Genomic DNA, 18,923 nt, shown 5'->3' on the forward strand with positions numbered 1-18,923 from the left:
ATACCCTTTCCATGACCCATGTCCGCAAACCGAGGATGACCGACATGATCCAGCCGGTGCAGTTGCCGTCGCCGTGGCGGGACGCACGCCTGACCGTCGTCGTGCCCACGTACAACGAGGCGGGCAACCTCCCGGCGCTGGTCGAGCGGCTGCTCGCGCTGCCGCTGCCGGGGCTGCGCATCCTCGTCGCCGACGACAACTCCCCCGACGGCACCGGGGAGGTGGCCGACAAGCTGGCCATCGAGAACCCCGACCGGATCGAGGTCGTGCACCGCGCCGGCAAGGAAGGCCTCGGCCGGGCGTACGTGGACGGGATGAGTCGGGCGGTCGCGGGCGGCGCCGAGTACGTGGCGCAGATGGACGCCGACCTCTCGCACCCGCCGGAGGCGCTGCCGGGAATGCTGGGTGCGCTGCTGTCCACCCAGGCCAGCGTGGTGATCGGTTCCCGGTACGTGCCCGGTGGCGAGCTGGACGAGAACTGGCCGCTCTACCGCCGGGCGCTCAGTGGCTGGGCGAACCTCTACGTGCACACGCTGCTGCGGGTGCGCATCCGGGACCTCACCGCCGGCTTCAAGGTCTGGCGGGCCGACGCCCTGCGCGACATCGACCTGGAGCGGGTGCAGTCCAACGGCTACAGCTTCCAGGTGGAGATGCACTACCTCGCCACCAAGCTGGGGCACACCATCCTGGAGGTGCCGATCCGCTTCGAGGAGCGGCGCGACGGCGTCTCCAAGATGACCACCGCGACCAAGGTGGAGAGCGCCCTCATGCCCTTCCGCCTGCGCAGCAAACACCGCAACGTAACCCGCTAACAGTGCAGGGGTGCGTGGTGCCTGGCGCGGGGGCGGTCAGGCCGGGTAGATGGCCCTGTGGGCGGTGGCGATGGTTGCGGCGTAGGCGCGGCCGGTGAGCGCACGGTCGCGGGCCAGCGCCGCGCGGGCCGCGTTCGCACCCGGCGCGCCGTGCACCCCGCCGCCCGGGTGCGCCGACGAGCTGGCCAGGAAGAGCCGGTCCACCGGGGTGTCCGCCCGGCCCAGGCCAGGGATCGGGCGCAGGAAGAGCTGCTGGTACGCGGCGGCCGTCCCGCCGCCGAGCGCGCCGCCGACCAGGCTGGGGTTGCCCTCCTCCAGATCGGCCGGCGAGGCCACGTGCCGGCCCACGATCAGGCGCCGGAAACCCGGTGCCGCGGCCTCCAGCACGTCCTCCATCCGCTGCACGTGCCCGGCCACGTCGTCGGCCCGCCAGGTCCGCCGGAACGGCAGATGGGTGTACGACCAGAGCGACTCGGTGCCCGGCGGGGAGTGGCTCGGGTCCGCCACCGACATCTGCCCGACCAGCAGGAACGGGTCGCGGGGCAGCTCACCACGGGCCAACTCGCCGGCGTAGTGGGTGAGCCCGTTCAGGTCCGCGCCGAGGTGCACGGTGCCGGCGCCGGCCACCTGCCGGTTCGTCCACGGCACCGGCGCGGAGAGCGCCCAGTCCACCTTCAGCGTGGAGCCGTCCCACCGGAAGTGCGCCAGGTCCTCCACCAGCCGCGACGGCAGCGCCGCCGGGCCGACCAGGTCGAGGTAGAGCGCCGGCGCCGGGACGTCGGCGAGCACGGCCCGCCGGGCCCGCCACAGCGCGCCCCCGACGGTGCGGACCCCCATCGCCCGGCCCCGGGCGGTGAGCACCCGGTCGGCCCGCGCGCCGTAGATGATCGTCCCGCCGCGCCCCTGTAGCCGGTCCACCAGCGCGTCGGTGATCCGCTGCGCGCCGCCGTCGGGCACCGGCCAGCCGACCTGCTGGCCGAGCATGGCCAGCAGCCAGCCGTACACCCCGGAGCCGGCCTCCTCCGGGGAGAGGTCGGTGTGCAGGGCGCAGCCGGCCAGCAGGGCCGGCCCGCCGGGTCCGTCGAAGAGTTCGTCGCCAAGTTTGCGGACCGGCACGACAAGCCGGCGGGCGAGTCGCAGCGCGCCAGCGACCCGCAACCGTCGCAGCAGGCCCAGCCCTCCGCGTACCGGCGGGAACGGCGCGGTGATCGCGTCCAGCATCGGCTCGGCCACGTCGAGCCACTCGGCGTACGCGTTCAGCCACCGCTTGCCGTCACCGGGAGCGAACTGCTCCAGCGACGCGGCGGTGGCGTCCGGGTCCCGGTTGATCACCGCGGCCCGGCCGTCGGGCAGCAGGTGGGCCAGCACGTCCGGGGCGTGTCGCCACGACAACCCGTGTCGATCCAGGCCGAGGGCGCCCAGCACCGGTGAGGCGTACCCGAGGGGGTAGAACGAGCTGTAGAGGTCGCTCAGGTAGCCGGGCGCGGTGACCCGAGCGGAGCGGACCGCGCCGCCGGGCGTCGCGGTCGCCTCCAGCACCACCACGTCCCAGCCGGCGTCGGCCAGCAGGTTGGCCGCCACCAGGCCGTTGTGCCCGGCACCGATGATGACGGCGTCCGCGCTCTGCGCGACGGTGGTTGTCATCGGATCCGCCTACCCGGCGCGCAACCGGGCGAAACGCGTTTGCCTCGCCGGGGCCGGGGCATCCAGCGCCGCATGTACACGGTTGCGCAGCTGGTGGGCGGGGTGTGGGGTGCGGGCGGCGACGGCGGCGAACTGGTCGTGCGTGATCCGGCGGACGACCAGCCGGTGAGCACGGTGCCGGTGGCCACCGCCGACGAGGTGGGCAAGGCGACCCAGGCGGCCCGCAACGTGGCGGCCCAGTGGGCGTCGACCGCGCCGGCGGAACGGGCGGCGGTGCTGCACCGGGCCGCGGACGCGGTGGAGGCGGTCGTCGAGGAGTTGTCGGCGGCGGTCACCGCGGAGATGGGCAAGCCGTTGGCGGACGCCCGTGGCGGCGTCGAGGCGGGGATCGGCACCCTGCGACAGTATGCGGAGCTAACACCGCTGCGCGGCGGGCGCACCCTCAACGGCGAGCCCGACGCGCTGGACTTCCTGACCCCGCAGCCCCGCGGGGTGGTCGCGGCGATCACCCCCTGGAACGACCCGGTGGCGGTCTCCTGTGGGCTGCTCGGCGCGGCTCTGGTGACCGGGAACGCGGTGCTCTACAAGCCGAGCGAACGGACCCCGGCGACGGGTTGGCTGCTGGCCCGCGCACTGGACCAGGCGCTGCCCCCCGGGGTGTTGTCGCTGCTCACCGGCGGCCCGGAGGTGGGTGCGGCGCTGGCGGCGCAGGAGGTCGACGTGGTGGCCCACGTCGGCGCGACAGCGACCGGCCGGGCGATCGCCGCCGCCGCGGCCCGCACCGGCGCGAAGGTGCTCCTGGAGAACGGGGGCAGCGATCCGTTGGTGGTGGACGCGGGCGTCGACCCGCAGTGGGCGGCGGAGCAGGCCGCGCTCGGCGCGTTCGCCAACGCCGGGCAGATCTGCGTGGCGGTGGAGCGGCTCTACGTGCACCGGGAGGTGGCCGACGACTTCGTGGCCGCGCTGGTGCGACGCGCCGAGGCGCTGCGGGTCGGGTCGGGCCGGGACCCGGGCACCGAGTTGGGCCCGCTGGTCGACCGCCGGCACCGGGACCACGTGCACGGGCAGGTGGCGGCGGCGGTGGCCGACGGGGCGCGGGTGCGCACCGGCGGAGAGGTGCCGGCCGGGCCGGGCGCGTTCTATCCGGCGACCGTCGTCACGGACTGCCGCCACGACACGGCGCTGGTCCGGGAGGAGACGTTCGGGCCGGTCGCACCGGTGGTGGTGGTCGACTCGTTCGACGAGGCGTTGCGCTGCGCGGCGGACTCCCCGTACGGGCTGGCGGCCACCGTGTTGACCCCGTCGATGAGTCACGCGCAGCGGGCCTGGCGGGAGCTGCCGGTGGGCACCGTCAAGATCAACGCGGTGTTCGGGGGCGCGCCGGGCGGTGCCGCGCATCCGCGCCGGGGCAGTGGGCAGGGCTTCGGGTACGGCCCGGAGCTGCTGGACGAGTTCACCGCCACCAAGGCGGTGCACATCGAGGCGCCGGGTGGCGGGCACTGGTAGGACAGCACGGGCGGACGCAGGGGTGGCGCGTCCGCCCGTACCGCGTCGGTGGTGCTCCGGTGCGGCGCGGTCAGTTCCCGCGGGCCTTGCGGGTGGCGCGGTCGTTGGCCTTCTCGATGGCCGTGACCAGCTCCGGCTTGGTCATGCCCGATCGGCCGGGTACGTCGAGTTTGCGGGCCACCGACATCAGGTGGTCCTTGGTGGCGTTGGCGTCCACGCCACCCGCCGTGGGGGCCCGTCGTTCCGGCCCGCCACCGGCGGCCTGCTGGTCGCTGGGGCCCTTGCGGCCCTTCGGCTCCCAGTGGTCGCCCACCTTCTCGAACTGGTGCTTCACCGCGGCGAAGGCGGTGCGGTGCGCCCGCTCCCCCTCGCCGTAGGTCTCGACCGCCGAGTCGTGCGTCTTCTCCCAGGTGCGCTGCGCCTTATCCGGGGAGCGCCGCAGCGTGCTGGGCAGGTCTTCGCGCCCGGGCATCTCGTCCTCCTCCGTGTCGACAGGGTCACTGTGACCGTTCCCCGGTGACGCGGCGGCAAACCATAGCGGCGTCGGCCGGCCCGGGGGTGGGGTTTGTCGATTTACCCATCCGGGTACCGCCGGGCCAGGCCAGACCGGACGACCGGTCATCCGGCGGCCGGGGCGCAGGGAGCGGGCGATGACGACCACGGAGCCCGGTACCACCCTCGACGGCACAGCGGGCCGCCGGGTGCCGCGACGGATACGGCAGCTGAGCTGGCGAACCTGGCGTGGGGTGCTGGTTCGCAGCGCGCAGAAGTTCGTCACCGACAACTGCTCCGACTGGGCCGCCGCGCTCACCTACTACGGCGTCCTGGCGCTCTTCCCGTCCGCCATCGTGGTGGTGGCGCTGGTCGGCCTGGTCTCCAGCGGCGAGCAGACCGTCGACACCGTTGTCGACCTCGCCAACCAGGTGGGCGTCGGGGCGGTGCTGACCGACGACAAGGATGGCGTGATCGGGGTGATCCGCGCCGTGGTGCTCGAGCAGAGCAACCCCAAGCTGTTGCTGAGTTTCGGCCTGCTCGGTGCGCTCTGGTCCGCGTCGGGTTTCATCGGCGCGTTCACCAGGGCCTCGAACGCGGTGTACGGGGTGACCGAGGGTCGCCCGGTCTGGAAGCTCCGGCCTCTGCAGATCGGCCTGGCGGCGATCACGCTGGTGCTGCTCGCGGTGGTCGCTCTCGGCCTGATCGTCAGCGGGCCGGTCACCGACGCGGTCGGCGACCTGATCAACGCCGGCGGCCTGGCCCGCACCACGTGGAGCGTGGCGAAGTGGCCGGTCCTCGCCATGATCATGATGGTGCTGCTGTCCCTGCTGTTCTGGATCGCGCCGAACGTGCGCCAGCCCCGGTTCCGCTGGCTCACCCCGGGCGGCGCGGTGGCCCTGCTCTCCTGGGCGGCGGCCTCCTTCAACTTCGGCCTCTACGTGGCCAACTTCGGCTCGTACGACACCACCTACGGCAGCCTCGGCGCGGCCATCGCGTTCCTGGTCTGGCTCTACCTGTCGAACTCGGCGCTGATGCTGGGCGTGCAGATCAACGCCGAGGTGCAGCGCGGGCGGCAGTTGCAGGCCGGCGACCCGGACCCGGAGGAGCCTGTGCTGCCGCCGCGCCGACCGGCCGACGAGTGAGGTCCCGTTCGGCGGTGACGTCCGGTTCGTCGCCGGGCCGAGGGCCGGTTCGTAACCCGGTGCCGGTTTAGCGGGCGGGGTGCCGGGTAGCGCAGAAGGCATGGAGCGTGGCAACAGCAAGCACGGACCGAGGATCGACGAACAGATGAGTCAGGAGGTCAGCGGCCTGGTACAGGGGCCGGGGACCGGTGGCTCTCGAGTCGACGAGTTCCGGGTTCCGGAACCGGCCGGTGAGGACCAACCGGAGGCGACCACCGCCCCGGCCGGCGATACGCGCACCGGCGCCCCGCAGGGGATGAGCTCGACGGACGTCGAGCAGCGCAGCCGGCTCGGCCGGTTCATCTCGATGAGCGCGCTGCCGGGCGACCGCCTGGTGCTCATCGCCAGCGCCCGCGAGAACGAGGCGCCCGACGACATCGTGGCGGCGCTGGAACGGCTGCCCGAGGGCACCGTCTACCAGACCGTCTCCGAGGTGTGGGCCGCGCTCGGCAACAAGAACGAGACGACTCGCTGGTGAGAAGGATCGCCCCCGATCCACCACCCACCAGCTGCTGAAGGAGGTTTCCCCGATGAGTGGCGTTACCGAACACGTAGACGTTTCCGTGCCCGTCCGCACCGCGTACGACCAGTGGACGCAGTTCGAGGAGTTTCCCGAGTTCATGGAGGGCGTGCAGGAGGTCCGGCAGCTCTCCGACACGATGACCCACTGGACTGTGGACATCGCCGGGGTGAAGCGCGAGTTCGACGCGGAGATCACCGAACAGCTCCCCGACGAGCGGGTCGCCTGGCGGTCCACCGGCGGCGCCCAGCAGGCCGGCGTGGTGACCTTCCACCGCTTGGACCAGGACAAGACCCGGGTCACCCTGCAACTCGAGTTCGAGCCGCACGGTGTCGTCGAGCAGGCCGGCGACAAGCTCGGCATCGTCGACCGGCGGGCCAAGGGCGACCTGGAACGGTTCAAGACCTACATCGAGCGGCGTGGTCAGGAGACCGGTGCCTGGCGCGGGCAGGTGGACCGCCCGCAGCCGTGACGCTGAGCAGTGACCGGAGATGGCCGTCGGGGTTCCCGGCGGCCATCGCCGTGTCCGAGCCTGTTTGCGATCATCGTGCCCGGGTACGGCTGGAGGTATGACCGACGACAGCATCAGGGTGTGGCGGGACGAGGAGCGGCTTCCGTTGGAGGAGTTGGAGCGCGCCGTGTCGGGCTCCAGCCTCGACGGGCAGGCCGACGACGTGACGGGCAACGACGCCGGCGAGGAGGCCGCGTTCGGGCACGGTGCGGCCGCGTCGGACCGCGAGGGGCAGGCCCGGGGCAACAGCCGGGAGGCCACCGACCCGCAGCGCGCCTACCGCCCGTCCACCACCGGCAGGACCGGGCCGGACGTCTGACCCGCGCTCCCGATCTGGTCGGACGCGGGCGGCTCGGTGGCGGGTCGGCGCGTACCCCACTCGTGCAGCGCGATCAGCGCCAGCGCGAGCACCAGCAGGGCCGAGCCCAGCACCTGCACCGACGTGTTGCCGATCAGCACGCCCAGCCCGGCCGGGACGAGCGCCGCGCCGATGCCCGCGGCACCGATCTGCAGCCCGATGGCCCGGTCCGCGTGCGCCACCCCGACCCGTTCGGCGGTGGTGAGGGTGAGCAGCGGAAACACCGGCGCGGCGGCGAAACCGACAACGACCAGGCCGAGCACCGCCAGGACGGCCGGCCCGGGTACCGCGATCAGCGCCGCGCCGACCGCCATTCCGGCCAGGCTGACGCGCAGCACCAGCCCCGCCCCCAGGCGCTCGGCGACCAGACCCTGCACGACCCGGCCGACGAAGAGACTGCCCCAGTACGCGGAGACGCAGCCGCCGGCCACCGCCGCGCTCAGCCCTCGCCCCTCGGTGAGCAGCAGGAACGCCCACAGCCCGGCGGACACCTCGATCGCCACGTACAGCACGAAGGCGAGCGTCCCGGACCAGACCGCCGGCAGCCGCAGCGTCTCCCCGATCGGAACCCGGACGACCGGTGCCGGCCCGCCATCAGTGGCGGAGAGCCCGGCCTGGGCGGTCGTGCCCGCCTCGGCGCCGGCCGGGACGCCCCGGTGCCAGGCCCGCACGGTGAGCGCGAACGCGGCGGCGAGGACGAGCTGGGCGGCGGCGATGATGCCGTACCCCCAGCGCCAGCCGAGCCCGGTGCTCAACACCCCGGTCATGATCAGTGGGCCGATCGCCACGCCGAGGCCGAAGAAGGCGTGCAACCAGTTCATGTGGCGCGGCCCGAAGGCCCCGGCGGCGTACGCGTTGAGCCCGGAGTCGACAGCGCCGGAGCCGAGCCCGAGCAGCAGCGCACAGCCCACCAGCACCACCAGCACGGGGCTGGTCGCGTAGCCGGTCAGCGCCAGGCTGGCCAGCAGGGTGCTGCCGGCGAGCAGCGCGCCCACGCCGACCCGGGCCAGTGTGAAGCCGGCCAGCACGCTTGAGGTGAGGTAGCCGACGGTGCCGGCGGTGAGCACCCAGCCGACCGCCTCGGTCGGCACGTCGAAGTCGGCCCGGATCGAGGGCCAGCCGACGCCGAGCAGACCGTCGGGCAGGCCGAGACTGACGAACGCGAGGTACGCGAGCAGGAGCAGTGCGGCGCGGGGGCGCGCGGGCGGGGTGGACACGAGTCACCATCCTGCCGCAGGGGCACCCTAGCGCCGTCGGCACCCGACCGCTCGCGGCGCAAAGAAGTCGTGTCCGTACGGTTGGGAAAACGGACAGCTCATCCAGAATCGGCCGATCGGAGGACGGCAAACCGGCGGGTTCGCGTAAGAATTTCGGGATGCATCAAGGCTCCGGAATCCTCTCCACGCGTCAGCGCCGGCTCGCCTGGCTCGGCTTCCTGCTCGCCGCGCTCCAGGCCCCCGTGTCCGCCTGGCTCGTCACCGACGAGTCGTGGCTGTTCAGCCTCTGCGTCGCGCTGATGGTGGCCACCGTGATCATCGCCGACGACGCGGCGCGGCGACGCCCCGCCGACGCGACCAGCGACTAGTCCCCACCGCCCGGCCGGGCCTCGTGGCCCGGCCGGCCCCGGCTCCGGCGGCGTTCCTTCATCTCCGCCTCGTACAGGTGGCGCCGCCCGCCCACCAGCTCGTCGCGGGCCTGCTGATCCAGCTCCCGGAACACCGCGTGGTAGCCGTCGTCGAAGTCCTCGACGATCTGGAAGGTCCACCGTCCGGCGATGACGTTGCGACCGCGCAGTTCCGTGCCGATCCGGTCGGCGAGGTGCGGGTGACCCGCGGCACGGAACTGCTCCACCGCGTCGTCGAGCATCAGGTCGGCATGGCCGATCAACTGGTGCATCGAGTAGAGGTGCCCCCGGGCCCGCTCCACACACTCCAACGCCTCGCTGAGCTTGCCGAGCGCCGCGACGGTGGCGTCGCTGACCCCGTCCGGCCGCTGGTGCCGCTCGTCGGGTCCGTCCGTCCGCTGTCCCATCCGTGCCTCCGTGCCGGGTGCCGCTGTCCGTGGGTGGTTCTCCTGCTGCCCCGTCTGTGCCGGATCAACCCCCCAGGTCAGCGGCGATCGCCCCAGTGGCGCAGGTGACATCCACCGAGCGGACGAGGCCGACGCGGTGACCGGTCGGTTAGCCTCGGTCACCATGCGTGTGCCGTTCAACCGGGTCGCCTCCCGTACCGCCGTCGACTCGGCGCGGTCCACCCTGGCCGCCCTCACCGTCTCCGTGGGCACTGTCGGGCTCGCCGCCGCCGCCGCGCGACCGGGGCTGCTGGCCCAGGTCGACCAGCACGCGGCGGCCGTTCGGGACAGCCTCGACGGTGACCGCACGCCGCTGACCTCCGCGGCGCTCGCCGGCTACGCCGAGGGCGTGCGCGCCGCCGCCCTGGAGCACGGGTGGACGCCGCCCAGCGGGCCGGTGGACTGGAGCCACCCGGAGTGGCTGCTCACCCGCCTGCTCGCGGTCTGCGCGTTGGCTCGCGCACTCGACCGGGACTGACCCGACCCGCGAAGGGAGGGCGTCCCGCGCCGTACGCGGAACACCCTCCCCACCGTCGTGCCGTTACGCCCGTTACGAGCGGTACTGCTGGGCTTCGTCCACCCGAGGCATGGCCTGGGTGCGGTCACCCCCGCGGTCGGCCATCTGCCGCTCCACGTCACTACGCCCGGCCGACGTGGCCTGACGCTGCTGTTGCACCGCCCGGGCCTCCTGGGCCGCCCGGTGCAGCCAGCCGTCCCAGCGGTTCTGCATCGGCTTCACGAGACCACCGCCGACGCCGACGATCAGGATGCCGGCCACCGTGGCGAGCACCGCGATCAGCACCGGAGTGGTCACCGTGGTGGCGATACCCACCTGGTTCAGGGCGGCGATCACGCCGAGCGCGATGATGAAGATCGCCGTCAGGTCGGCCAGGACCTTGCCGTACGAGAGCCCGCCCAGCGCCCCGGTGACCAGATCCCGCACCGCGTTGGCGATCGCGGCCGCCACCACCACGATGACGATCGCGATGAACGCACGCGGCAGCCAGGCCACCACGCCGCTGATCAGGTCACTGATCGCGTTGGGCCCCCAGACTCCGAAGGCGAACTGCAGCGTGAACAGCAGTACGGCGTAGTACGCCAGTCTGGCCAGGATGTCGCTGGCGTCGTACTTCGTTCTCTCCAGGGCCCGTTTGATGCCACCGCGTTCGACCGCCTGGTCGAAGCGCACCCGTTCCAGCACCGTATCCACGATCTTGAGGACGGCTCTGGCGATGAGCCAGCCGACCACGAGGATGACGATGAAGGCCACTGCCTTCGGGATGAAGAGCAGCACCGACCTCCAGGTGTCGGCGATGGCATCGCCGATGTCGGCCTGCCGGACCGCGAGGGTTTTCAGCATGATGTCCCTCCTGTCGCATGGACTGCGCCGGGCGCATACCCGGCAACCGGTCCGGCAGTCCGCGCAGCGCGCCGCGTTTTTTGCGACAGACCTCCGGACAGGGGCCCTGAACTGCCCGAACGGCCACCTCGACGGACGCGGCGACGGCCCGCCGCCGTGGTCGGATGCCTTTTCCGTCCGGCCGACTAGGCTGCGAACATGCCAGGAACGGTCGGACGGGTCCCCTCGCCAGCGACTCCGGGCCCGGACGCACCCACCGGGCCCGGCCCGGCTGTCGGCCTGCTGGCCCACGACTGGGCCGACACCCCGCTGGGCCCACCCGACGAGTGGGACGTCGCGGTGCGGGCCGTGGTGGAGATGATCCTCGCCTCGCCGATGCCGATGGCCCTGGCGTACGGCGACGACCTCGTCCTGCTCTACAACGCGGGTTACGCCGAGTTGCTGGGCAGCAAACACCCGGGCGCCTTCGGCCGACCGGCCGCCGAGGTGTTCGCGGAGATCTGGGCCCTGCCCGGCGTCGGTGCGGTGATCGAGCGCTGCTACCGGCAGGGCGTGCCCTTCCTGGAGAAGGAGTCCACCCTGCCACTGGTGCGTGGGCACTCCGCGACGGTGGAACAGGCGGTCTTCACCAGGGGTTACTCGCCGGTGCGGGACAGCGTCGGGCAGATCGTCGGCGTGTTGGCGGTGGCGGCCGAGACCACCCACGTCACCGGGCAGTTGCAGAGCCTCAGCGAGGTGGCCGCCGCGCTCGCCGGCACCCTCACCCTCGACGACGTGGCCCGGGTGGCGCTGCGGTACGCGATCACCACGTTCGACCCCGACCAGGCCGCTTTCGCTGTCGACGAGGGCGGCGGCGGCTGGCGCATGGTGCGTCGGGTCCGTGGCGAGTTGCTGGACGAGGCCGACGAGCGGCTTCCCCCGCTCTGGCGGCGCGCGCCGGCGGACTGGCCGGCCCCCGTGGTGCAGGCGGCCCGCTCCGGCGGTCCGTCGTTCACCGGCGACGGGCAACCACTGCGCGACACCGCCGTGGACCGCCACGACCAGAAGATCCGCGCGATGGCGGCCCTGCCGCTGGGCACCTCGGTGGTCCGCGGCGGGCTGGCGGTCGGCTACCAGGTTCCGCACACCTGGTCACCGGCCGAGCGGGCGCTGCTGGCCGCCTCGGCCGAGCTGATCGGCCAGGCCGCGGAGCGGGCCCGCCGGTTCGAGACCCAGCACGGCACGGCCCAACTGTTGCAGCGCAGCATGTTGCCGGAGCACCTGCCGGACCTGCCCCGGCTGCGTATCGCGGCCCGCTACGACCCGGGCGTGGACGGCAACGCGGCCGGCGGCGACTTCTACGACGCGTTCCTGCTGCCCAACGGCTCGCTCGGCGTGGTGCTGGGCGACGTCGCCGGGCACGACGTGCAGGCCGCCGCGCGGATGGGGCAGGTCCGGGCCGCGCTGCGCGCCCTGGCCCTGGCCGACCCGGCACCCGACGCGGTCCTGGCCGGCCTGGACCGGCTGGTGACCAGCCTCGGCGCGGAGGCCGGCACCCACGAGCTGTTCGTGACAGTGGCGTTCGGGGTGATCGACGCGGAGCGGCGGGAGCTGACACTCTCCAGCGCCGGTCACCCCGCCCCGCTGATCCGCCGCGGCGACCCGGACGGCCGGTTCCACGCCGAGTACGTCGACGTGCCCGCCGGGCCGCCGCTGGGGCTGGGCGGTCGGCCGGGCACCACGACCGTGGCGTTCCGTCCGGGAGACACTCTGCTTCTGTTCAGCGACGGGGTGGTGGAGCGCCGCCGGCAGAGCCTGAGCGTCGGGCTGACCACGTTGAGCGACGCCGTCGCCAAGGCCGGCAGTGGTGACCCGCGCGCGCTCTGCGCGGTGGCCACCGCGGCCCTCCCCGGTGGCACCGAGGACGACGTGGCCGTCCTGGCTGTCGAACACGCCCTCAAGCCGAGTCGTTCGGCGAGCATGGAGGTGCCGGCCGAACCGACCGCGCCCAGCCGGGTGCGGCACTGGTTGACCGGCCAGCTCACCGAGTGGCAGGTGCCCGAGTCGGTGATCGGGGCGGCGGTGCTCTGCACCAGCGAGCTGACCACCAACGCGTTGCTGCACGCCGGCACCGCCGCCCGGGTGGAGATCGACCTCAGCGCCGAGCGGTTGCTCGTCTCGGTCGCCGACTCCGGCACCCGGGGCACCGTGACCCGGGCCCGTACCGACACGTTGAGCAGTCGTGGCCGCGGCCTCGGCCTGATCGAGGAGCTCAGCGACGCCTGGGGCACCGACCCGTCGGTGCGCGGTTCCACCGTCTGGTTCGAGATCCTCACGCCGCCGCAGCCCTGAGACCAGCCCCGGCAGGGGCAGGAGGACGTCCATGGCCACCGATCGCCTCGCCGGAGTCCTCTTCGATGTCGACGGCACCCTGGTCGACACCACCTACCTGCACACGGTGAGCTGGTGGGAGGCGTTACGGCAGACCGACCAGCCGGTGCCGATGGCGGTGGTGCACCGCGCGATCGGGATGGGGTCGGACAAACTCCTCGACCACCTCCTCGGCCCGGAGCGGGACCGCGACGCCGACCAGAAGCTGCGCGACGCGCACGACACCCTCTACGCCGAGTACTGGGAACGGCTCACGCCGCTGCCCCGGGCGGCCGACCTGTTGCGGGCCTGCGCCGAGCGGGGGCTGCGGGTGGTGCTGGCCACCTCCGCCGCCGAGCACGAGGTGGCGGCGCTGCGCCGGGCGCTGAACGCCGACGACGTGGTGGACACCGTCACCTCCTCGGCGGACGCGCGGGAGAGCAAGCCGGCACCGGACATTCTGGAGGCGGCGCTGGCGCAGTCCGGGTTGACCGCCGAGCGGGTGGTCTTCGTCGGCGACTCGGTCTGGGACGTCGCGGCGGCCGGCAAGCTGAACATCCCCTGTGTCGGCTTGACCTGCGGCGGCACCAGCCGCGGCGAGCTGGCCGGTGCGGGTGCCGTCGCGGTGTACGACGACCCGGCCGCGCTGCTGTCCGAACTGGCGGACTCGCCGCTCACCCGACTCCGATGAGGATCGTTCCGGTTCCCCGGCACCGACGCGCATAGCCGGAGCCCTTGCGGGGCAAGGTGTGTCACCACCTGCCCGCGCCTCGCGGGTGCGGCGGAGAGGTGGTGCCGTGGAGCCGGTCGATGTGGCGTTCGCGCTGGTGGGTGTGGGCGCTCTGCTCGCGGGCATCCTGCCGCGGGTGCTGGAACGCCGCCCACTGTCCATGCCGATCGCCTTTCTCGCCCTGGGCATGCTGGTGTTCCTGCTGCCTGTCGGGCTGCCGTCACCGGACCCGCTGGCCCACCCGGAGCTGGCCACCCATCTCACCGAGATCGGGGTGATCGTCGCGCTGATGGGCGCCGGGCTGAAGATCGACCGACCGTTGAGTTGGCGACGGTGGTCGTCCACCTGGCGACTGCTGGTGATCGCGATGCCGCTGTGCATCGCGGCGGTGGCCGTGCTCGGCTGGTGGTGGGCGGGGCTGGTGCCGGCCGCCGCGCTGCTGCTGGGTGCCGCGCTGGCCCCCACCGATCCGGTGCTCGCCGCCGATGTGCAGGTCGGCGAGCCAACCGACGTGGAGGACTCCGAGGACGAGGTCCGCTTCGCGTTGACCTCCGAGGCCGGCCTCAACGACGGGCTGGCGTTCCCGTTCGTCTACGCCGCCATCGCCATCGCCTCGACCAGCCTCGCCCCGGGTGACTGGTTGGCCGAATGGTTCACGGTGGACGTGCTCTGGAAGGTCGGCGTCGGCGTCGGCGGTGGGCTGCTGATCGGCTGGCTGCTCGGCAAGCTGTTCTTCCGCGCGCCCAGCGAGCTGCGGTTGGCCCGGCACGCCGAGGGCTTCCTGGCGCTGGCTGCCACGTTCCTGGCGTACGGGCTGGTGGAGGTGGTCGGTGGGTACGGCTTCCTGGCGGTGTTCGTGGCCGCACGGGCGATCCGGGCCGCCGAGCGGACCCACGAGTTCCACTCGGTCCTGCACGACTTCGCCGAGCAGGTCGAACGGCTGCTCACCCTGGTGCTGTTGCTGCTGCTGGGCGGCGCGATCGTGGGTGGTCTGCTGGGCCCGCTGACCTGGCCGGCGGCCGCTGTCGGGCTGGCCCTGGTGTTCCTGGTGCGGCCGCTGATCGGCTGGTTGTCGCTGCGCGGCGCCCCGGGACGCCCGGCCGAGCACTGGGTCATCGCGTTGTTCGGCATTCGTGGCGTCGGCTCGTTCTACTACCTCGCGTACGCCACCACCAAGGCCGACTTCCCGCAGGCCGAGCTGCTCTGGGCGACCGTCGGGCTGGTGGTGCTCGTCTCCGTCGTGGTGCACGGCGTGACGGCGACCCCGGTCATGCAGCTGCTCGACCGGGAGGGAGAGCGGACCTCCGACCCGGCCGAGCGGGACGCCGACGCCCGGCCGGTCGCGGCGGCCGGGCACGCCTGAGCAGCCACCCCAGGCCCGCCGCCCACGCCGGCTCGGCCCGGCCTGAGCGCTGGTTCAGCCCAGCCGGGCGGCCAGGGCCCGGCCGAGGTCCCGGCCGGAGCGCCAGGCGCTCTGCACCCGGGGCTTGCCGAACGCGTCGCCGGCCAGGCCGATCCCGTCGGCGTCGAGGTGGTAGGTGGCGTCGGCGGCGGCGTGGGTCGGCTTCGCGTACGTCCAGCGGTGCACGTGCACGTCGACGGCCTGCTCGGGCAGCCCGAGCAGGTCCCGGACGGCCTGCTCGATCGCCGGCCCGGCCCCGGTGGGTTGGGCCAGGTGACCGGCCGCGAACTGAGGCACCGTGTGCGCGACCAGCACCGGCGCGCCGTCACCCCGCCGGTCGCCGTCGTCGCAGACGAGATTGAGGACCGGGTGGTCGTTGACGAACGCACCGCGGAAGTCCGGCCAGCGCCGGTGCGGGAACCGCAGCACCGCGGCCAGGGACGGCGACCACCGCTGCGCCTGCACCACCGCTGTGGCGTCGGTCAGGGCCGGGTCGAGCAGCAGGGCGGCCTGCGGACCCGGCATGGCCAGGACGACCGCCGCGCACGACTCGCCGTCCACGACCGGGCCGGGCTCCACGCCGAGCACCAACCGGTCGACGGTCACCGGCACCGCGCCGGCCAGGTGCTCGACCAGCGACCGCAGCCCACCGGGGGCGGCGAAGCGCATCGGCCCGGTCACCTCGTGGTTCCCGCTCCGGTCGTACGCCCGGAAGGTGTCGGTCCACTCGCGGACCAGCCCGGCGGCGCGCCACCGCTCGACCAGTGCGACGAAGTCCGGGTCGGTGGCGGTGAAGTAGGCGGCGCCGATGTCCGCGGGCCGCCCCTGGAAGCGTTTGCTGGCCATCCGACCACCCCGGACGTGCCCCCGCTCCCGGACCCGCACGGGCACCCCGGCCCGGGTCAACTCGACAGCACAGGCCACCCCGGCGATGCCCGCCCCGACCACCACCACACCCGACCGGTCCACCGTCATCCGATGATCGTAGGCGGCGGACGACGACCAGGATTTCGCCCCACGCCCCACGCCCCACGCCCCACGCCCCACGCCCCACGCCCCACGCCCAAGATCCACGCAACTTCAGGGATGTTGCTGTGTCAGACCCGCCCGAGACAGCAACATCCCTGATGTTGCGCGGATCTTGGCGACGAGCGCCCGGGACGGGCGGGCGGGGCGGGCGGTGGCGGGGCGGGGCGGGGCCGGGCCGGGCCGGGGCGGGGCGCATGAACCGCCGACGATCGGGGTACTGGCACACCTGTTCGAAGGAGGGGTAATGACGATGACGGACCGCGACAACCAGCAGGTCGACCAGAACGCCGCGATCAAGGACCCGGACGAGTGGGTCACCGGCGACGAGCCGCCCACCGCGGCTCAGGAGTCCTACCTGGGCACCCTGGCCCGGGAGGCGGACGCGGAGGTTCCGGCCGACCTGACCAAGGCCGAGGCTTCCAAGCAGATCGACGAACTCCAGGCGGAGACGGGCCGAGGCCAGTGATACCCGGTCGAGCATGGAGTTGTGGTGGCCGACTTGATGCGACACAAGCCCTTTGTCACCCACCACAACTCCATGATCGACGGCGCAGGACTGCACGTGGCGCGGTCAGTTGCGGGTGACCCGGTGCAGCGTCACCTCGGTCAGGCGGCCGGCGCTGATCGTGGCGCTCAGGTAGGTGGCCTGGGGTTGGGCGCGGCGGTCGGTGGGTGAGCCCGGGTTGAGCAGGCGCAGCCCACCGGGCGCCGCGCTGTCCCAGGGGATGTGCGAATGCCCGAAGACCAGCAGGTCGATGTCGGGAAAGCGGGCCGCGCACCGCTTCTCCCGGCCGGTCCGTGGCCCGGTCTCGTGCACCACCGCGACCCGCAGACCGTCGAGTTCGACCCGGGCCACCTCGGGCAGCCGGGCGCGCAGCGCCCGGCCGTCGTTGTTGCCGTACACCCCGATCAGTCGGCGCGAGCGCGCGGTCATGGCGTCGAGCAGTGTCTCGTCCACCCAGTCACCGGCGTGCACCACCACGTCGGCCGCCTCGATGGCCGCCCAGAGGGGCCCGGGTAGGTCCCGGGCCCGCTTCGGTACGTGGGTGTCCGCCGTGAGCACCAGCCGCATACCCGCATTGTCCCCCGGGCCCCGACCGTCCACCGGCGACGCGGCTCAGCGGTCCACCGGGGAGAAGTACGCCGGGGGCATGCCGCTCTGCCGCACCGTCGGGTCCCGCTCGACGTCGGTCAGCACACCGGCCGCGTTGATCAGGCCGATGTGCGAGAACGCCTGCGGGAAGTTGCCCAGTTGCTCCCCGGTCAACGGGTCGATCTGCTCGGCGAACAGCCCGAGGTCGTTGACCCGCTCCGCCAGCCGCCGGAACAACTCGTGCGCCCGGTCCCGCTCACCGGCCAGCGCCAGGCAGCACACCAGCCAGAACGAGCAGATCACAAACCCCGCCGGGTCGCCGTCCCAGCGCCGCAGCAGGCCGTCGTGGGACAGCCGCCGCTCCACCGCGCGGATCGTCGAGCGCATCCGCGGGTCGTCGGCCCGCAGAAACCCGACCAGCGGCATCACCAACACCGACGCGTCCAGGTCGTCGGTCTCGAAACTCCCGGTGTACGACTGGAGCCGCTCGTTCCAGCCCCGCTCGAGCACCTCCGCGCGCACCGCGTCACGGGCGGCCGACCAGCGGGCCACGTCCTGCGGCTCGCCGAGCGTGTCACCGAAGCGGACCGCCCGATCCAGGGCGACCCAGCACTGCACCTTCGAGGACACGTGGTGGTGCTGGATGCCACGCTCCTCCCACATGCCCGCGTCGGGCAACGACCAGTCCCGCTCGGCCTGGTCGGCGAGCACCCGGAGCACGTGCCGCACCTCCGGGTCCAACGGCTCCAGCTTGTCGCGCATCAACCAGGCGGCGTCCATCGCCTCGCCGAAGATGTCGGTCTGCCGCTGTTGCCACGCGTCGTTGCCGATCACCACCGGTGGGCTGTCGCGGTAGCCGCCGAGCTGTTCCAGTCGGTGCTCGGTGAGGTCCCGCTCCCCCAGCACCCCGTACATGATGGGCACCGGCCGGTCGTCGACGCGACCCATCGCCCGGCCCAACCAGGCGAACTGCCGCTGCACCTCGTCCAGGCACGCGGTCCGCCACAGCGCCCGCAGGGTCAGGCTGAAGTCCCGCACCCAGACGTAGCGGTAGTCGTAGTTGCGGTCCCCGCCGAGCTTCTCCGGCAGCGACGTGGTCACCGAGGCCACCACCGCGCCGCTGGGCCGGTACGTCATGCCCTGCACCACCAGCCGGCTGCGCCGCACCTGGTCGGCGTAGAGCCCGTCGTACGGGTGCTCGTCCGACCAGGAGCGCCAGCCGGCGACGGTGTCGGCGATGGTCTGGTCGGCGTCCGGCACCTCGGGCAGCGGGGCGTCGTAGGTCGGGGCGTACCCGAGGGTGAAGGTGTGTTTCGTGCCGGCGCGGGCGGTGAACGTCCCGGTGGCCTCGCCGTCGCCGGCGGTCAACCGCACGCTGCCGCGCAGGGTGAGTCGGGCGGCCCCGGCGATGGCCTCCAGCATGTCCTCCCGCTCGATCAGGTACGCGACGGTGCGGCCGTACTCGAAGCGCGGCCGGTAGTGCACCCGCATCGGCACCGAACCGGACAGCCCCTCCACGGAACGGACCAGCACCTGCGGCGAGTGCAGGCCGATGTCGTGACCGCGCGAGCCGGGCTCGAAGGCCAGCGCGTCGGTGAGCGCGACCTCCCCCTTCGCGGTGCGGAAGACCGTTCGCAGGACCAGGGTGTCGTCGAGGTAGCTGCGGTCGACGCGGTAGTCACCCTCGGGCTGGATGGACCAGTGCCCGGCGTTGTCGTCGAGCAGCCGCGCGAACACCGACGGGGCGTCGAACCGGCCCGGGCACCACCAGTTCACCGAACCCGCGGGGTCCACCAGCGCCGCGCTGCGGCCGTCGGCGAGGAAACCGTAGTCGCTGATCTGTCCGCTCTCCACCTGACTGCC

Annotated in this window: 20 protein-coding genes; 12 read left to right on the plus strand and 8 right to left on the minus strand. The window is 73.1% G+C overall.

Annotation, left to right across the window (positions count from 1 at the left end; translation table 11 throughout):
* Positions 1-44 precede the first annotated feature (44 nt).
* Entirely contained in the window at positions 45-812 is a 768-nt protein-coding gene (locus QCZ28_RS15665; protein WP_279517344.1) for a polyprenol monophosphomannose synthase, read from the plus strand.
* Between the two features lie 36 nt (positions 813-848).
* On the opposite strand, the gene QCZ28_RS15670 is transcribed toward QCZ28_RS15665, so the two are convergent.
* On the minus strand, positions 849-2,456 hold the full coding sequence (locus QCZ28_RS15670; protein ID WP_279517345.1) for an NAD(P)/FAD-dependent oxidoreductase: 1,608 nt from the start codon (positions 2,454-2,456) through the stop codon (positions 849-851).
* Between the two features lie 72 nt (positions 2,457-2,528).
* On the opposite strand from QCZ28_RS15670, the gene QCZ28_RS15675 reads away from it, so the two are divergent.
* Complete coding sequence (locus QCZ28_RS15675; RefSeq protein WP_279517346.1) at positions 2,529-3,962, plus strand: aldehyde dehydrogenase family protein; 1,434 nt, start codon at positions 2,529-2,531, stop codon at positions 3,960-3,962.
* A gap of 70 nt (positions 3,963-4,032) precedes the next feature.
* On the opposite strand, the gene QCZ28_RS15680 is transcribed toward QCZ28_RS15675, so the two are convergent.
* Entirely contained in the window at positions 4,033-4,434 is a 402-nt protein-coding gene (locus QCZ28_RS15680) for a ChaB family protein (protein WP_030334978.1), read from the minus strand.
* Between the two features lie 178 nt (positions 4,435-4,612).
* Here QCZ28_RS15680 and QCZ28_RS15685 point away from each other — a divergent pair, with 178 nt between their 5' ends.
* The 4 genes from QCZ28_RS15685 to QCZ28_RS15700 all read left to right on the plus strand — a co-directional run bounded on the left by QCZ28_RS15685 (position 4,613) and on the right by QCZ28_RS15700 (position 6,988).
* A complete protein-coding gene (locus QCZ28_RS15685) occupies positions 4,613-5,599 on the plus strand; it encodes a YihY/virulence factor BrkB family protein (RefSeq protein WP_279517347.1) in 987 nt (328 codons plus the stop codon).
* A 100-nt stretch (positions 5,600-5,699) separates the two neighbouring features.
* The gene (locus tag QCZ28_RS15690) at positions 5,700-6,116 is read left to right on the plus strand and encodes a DUF2795 domain-containing protein (RefSeq protein ID WP_030334982.1); all 417 of its coding nucleotides are present in this window, start codon (positions 5,700-5,702) and stop codon (positions 6,114-6,116) included.
* A 52-nt stretch (positions 6,117-6,168) separates the two neighbouring features.
* Positions 6,169-6,630 carry an SRPBCC family protein gene (locus tag QCZ28_RS15695; protein WP_279517348.1) on the plus strand — a complete coding sequence of 154 codons (462 nt, stop codon included), beginning with the start codon at positions 6,169-6,171 and terminating at the stop codon, positions 6,628-6,630.
* Positions 6,631-6,727: 97 nt separating this feature from the next.
* Entirely contained in the window at positions 6,728-6,988 is a 261-nt protein-coding gene (locus QCZ28_RS15700) for a hypothetical protein (RefSeq protein WP_030334986.1), read from the plus strand.
* Here the strand turns inward: QCZ28_RS15700 and QCZ28_RS15705 are convergent.
* Positions 6,946-8,244: an MFS transporter gene (locus tag QCZ28_RS15705; RefSeq protein ID WP_279517349.1), complete on the minus strand. Its 1,299-nt coding sequence runs from the start codon at positions 8,242-8,244 to the stop codon at positions 6,946-6,948. The genes QCZ28_RS15700 and QCZ28_RS15705 overlap by 43 nt on opposite strands.
* 158 nt (positions 8,245-8,402) lie before the next feature.
* On the opposite strand from QCZ28_RS15705, the gene QCZ28_RS15710 reads away from it, so the two are divergent.
* Complete coding sequence (locus QCZ28_RS15710; RefSeq protein WP_030334989.1) at positions 8,403-8,612, plus strand: hypothetical protein; 210 nt, start codon at positions 8,403-8,405, stop codon at positions 8,610-8,612.
* Here the strand turns inward: QCZ28_RS15710 and QCZ28_RS15715 are convergent.
* Positions 8,609-9,058, minus strand: coding sequence for a hypothetical protein (locus tag QCZ28_RS15715; protein WP_279517350.1), 450 nt, complete (start codon positions 9,056-9,058; stop codon positions 8,609-8,611). The genes QCZ28_RS15710 and QCZ28_RS15715 overlap by 4 nt on opposite strands.
* Positions 9,059-9,221: 163 nt before the next feature.
* Here QCZ28_RS15715 and QCZ28_RS15720 point away from each other — a divergent pair, with 163 nt between their 5' ends.
* Complete coding sequence (locus QCZ28_RS15720; RefSeq protein WP_279517351.1) at positions 9,222-9,575, plus strand: DUF6401 family natural product biosynthesis protein; 354 nt, start codon at positions 9,222-9,224, stop codon at positions 9,573-9,575.
* 72 nt (positions 9,576-9,647) lie between these two features.
* Here QCZ28_RS15720 and QCZ28_RS15725 read toward each other — a convergent pair whose 3' ends face one another.
* On the minus strand, positions 9,648-10,457 hold the full coding sequence (locus QCZ28_RS15725; RefSeq protein WP_279517352.1) for a hypothetical protein: 810 nt from the start codon (positions 10,455-10,457) through the stop codon (positions 9,648-9,650).
* A 198-nt stretch (positions 10,458-10,655) separates the two neighbouring features.
* On the opposite strand from QCZ28_RS15725, the gene QCZ28_RS15730 reads away from it, so the two are divergent.
* From QCZ28_RS15730 to QCZ28_RS15740, 3 genes are all read left to right on the plus strand, one after another.
* Complete coding sequence (locus tag QCZ28_RS15730; protein ID WP_279517353.1) at positions 10,656-12,788, plus strand: SpoIIE family protein phosphatase; 2,133 nt, start codon at positions 10,656-10,658, stop codon at positions 12,786-12,788.
* A gap of 31 nt (positions 12,789-12,819) precedes the next feature.
* The gene (locus QCZ28_RS15735) at positions 12,820-13,497 is read left to right on the plus strand and encodes an HAD family hydrolase (RefSeq protein ID WP_279517354.1); all 678 of its coding nucleotides are present in this window, start codon (positions 12,820-12,822) and stop codon (positions 13,495-13,497) included.
* A 106-nt stretch (positions 13,498-13,603) separates the two neighbouring features.
* Positions 13,604-14,899 (plus strand): cation:proton antiporter, encoded by a 1,296-nt coding sequence (locus tag QCZ28_RS15740; RefSeq protein ID WP_279517355.1) that lies wholly within the window; start codon positions 13,604-13,606, stop codon positions 14,897-14,899.
* Positions 14,900-14,953: 54 nt separating this feature from the next.
* Here QCZ28_RS15740 and QCZ28_RS15745 read toward each other — a convergent pair whose 3' ends face one another.
* Positions 14,954-15,892 (minus strand): FAD-dependent oxidoreductase, encoded by a 939-nt coding sequence (locus QCZ28_RS15745; RefSeq protein WP_279517440.1) that lies wholly within the window; start codon positions 15,890-15,892, stop codon positions 14,954-14,956.
* 325 nt (positions 15,893-16,217) lie between these two features.
* Here QCZ28_RS15745 and QCZ28_RS15750 point away from each other — a divergent pair, with 325 nt between their 5' ends.
* A complete protein-coding gene (locus QCZ28_RS15750) occupies positions 16,218-16,433 on the plus strand; it encodes a DUF3072 domain-containing protein (RefSeq protein WP_279517441.1) in 216 nt (71 codons plus the stop codon).
* 105 nt (positions 16,434-16,538) lie between these two features.
* Here QCZ28_RS15750 and QCZ28_RS15755 read toward each other — a convergent pair whose 3' ends face one another.
* Both QCZ28_RS15755 and QCZ28_RS15760 read right to left on the minus strand, forming a co-directional pair.
* Positions 16,539-17,039 carry a YfcE family phosphodiesterase gene (locus QCZ28_RS15755; RefSeq protein ID WP_279517356.1) on the minus strand — a complete coding sequence of 167 codons (501 nt, stop codon included), beginning with the start codon at positions 17,037-17,039 and terminating at the stop codon, positions 16,539-16,541.
* Positions 17,040-17,084: 45 nt separating this feature from the next.
* A complete protein-coding gene (locus tag QCZ28_RS15760; RefSeq protein WP_279517357.1) occupies positions 17,085-18,914 on the minus strand; it encodes a glycoside hydrolase family 15 protein in 1,830 nt (609 codons plus the stop codon).
* Between the last annotated feature and the right edge of the window lie 9 nt (positions 18,915-18,923).

It is taken from the genome of Micromonospora sp. DH14, from assembly GCF_029809455.1.
In the GTDB taxonomy this organism is placed as follows: domain Bacteria; phylum Actinomycetota; class Actinomycetes; order Mycobacteriales; family Micromonosporaceae; genus Micromonospora; species Micromonospora parva.

Bases quoted from the DNA above. Each gene is read 5' to 3' on its own strand.
- QCZ28_RS15720 (WP_279517351.1), top strand. From the start codon at position 9,222: ATGCGTGTGCCGTTCAACCGGGTCGCCTCCCGTACCGCCGTCGACTCG.
- QCZ28_RS15680 (WP_030334978.1), bottom strand. From the start codon at position 4,434: ATGCCCGGGCGCGAAGACCTGCCCAGCACGCTGCGGCGCTCCCCGGAT.
- QCZ28_RS15700 (WP_030334986.1), top strand. From the start codon at position 6,728: ATGACCGACGACAGCATCAGGGTGTGGCGGGACGAGGAGCGGCTTCCG.
- QCZ28_RS15675 (WP_279517346.1), top strand. From the start codon at position 2,529: ATGTACACGGTTGCGCAGCTGGTGGGCGGGGTGTGGGGTGCGGGCGGC.
- QCZ28_RS15730 (WP_279517353.1), top strand. From the start codon at position 10,656: ATGCCAGGAACGGTCGGACGGGTCCCCTCGCCAGCGACTCCGGGCCCG.
- QCZ28_RS15690 (WP_030334982.1), top strand. From the start codon at position 5,700: ATGGAGCGTGGCAACAGCAAGCACGGACCGAGGATCGACGAACAGATG.
- QCZ28_RS15725 (WP_279517352.1), bottom strand. From the start codon at position 10,457: ATGCTGAAAACCCTCGCGGTCCGGCAGGCCGACATCGGCGATGCCATC.
- QCZ28_RS15670 (WP_279517345.1), bottom strand. From the start codon at position 2,456: ATGACAACCACCGTCGCGCAGAGCGCGGACGCCGTCATCATCGGTGCC.
- QCZ28_RS15685 (WP_279517347.1), top strand. From the start codon at position 4,613: ATGACGACCACGGAGCCCGGTACCACCCTCGACGGCACAGCGGGCCGC.
- QCZ28_RS15665 (WP_279517344.1), top strand. From the start codon at position 45: ATGATCCAGCCGGTGCAGTTGCCGTCGCCGTGGCGGGACGCACGCCTG.
- QCZ28_RS15750 (WP_279517441.1), top strand. From the start codon at position 16,218: ATGACGGACCGCGACAACCAGCAGGTCGACCAGAACGCCGCGATCAAG.
- QCZ28_RS15735 (WP_279517354.1), top strand. From the start codon at position 12,820: ATGGCCACCGATCGCCTCGCCGGAGTCCTCTTCGATGTCGACGGCACC.
- QCZ28_RS15695 (WP_279517348.1), top strand. From the start codon at position 6,169: ATGAGTGGCGTTACCGAACACGTAGACGTTTCCGTGCCCGTCCGCACC.
- QCZ28_RS15755 (WP_279517356.1), bottom strand. From the start codon at position 17,039: ATGCGGCTGGTGCTCACGGCGGACACCCACGTACCGAAGCGGGCCCGG.
- QCZ28_RS15715 (WP_279517350.1), bottom strand. From the start codon at position 9,058: ATGGGACAGCGGACGGACGGACCCGACGAGCGGCACCAGCGGCCGGAC.
- QCZ28_RS15710 (WP_030334989.1), top strand. From the start codon at position 8,403: ATGCATCAAGGCTCCGGAATCCTCTCCACGCGTCAGCGCCGGCTCGCC.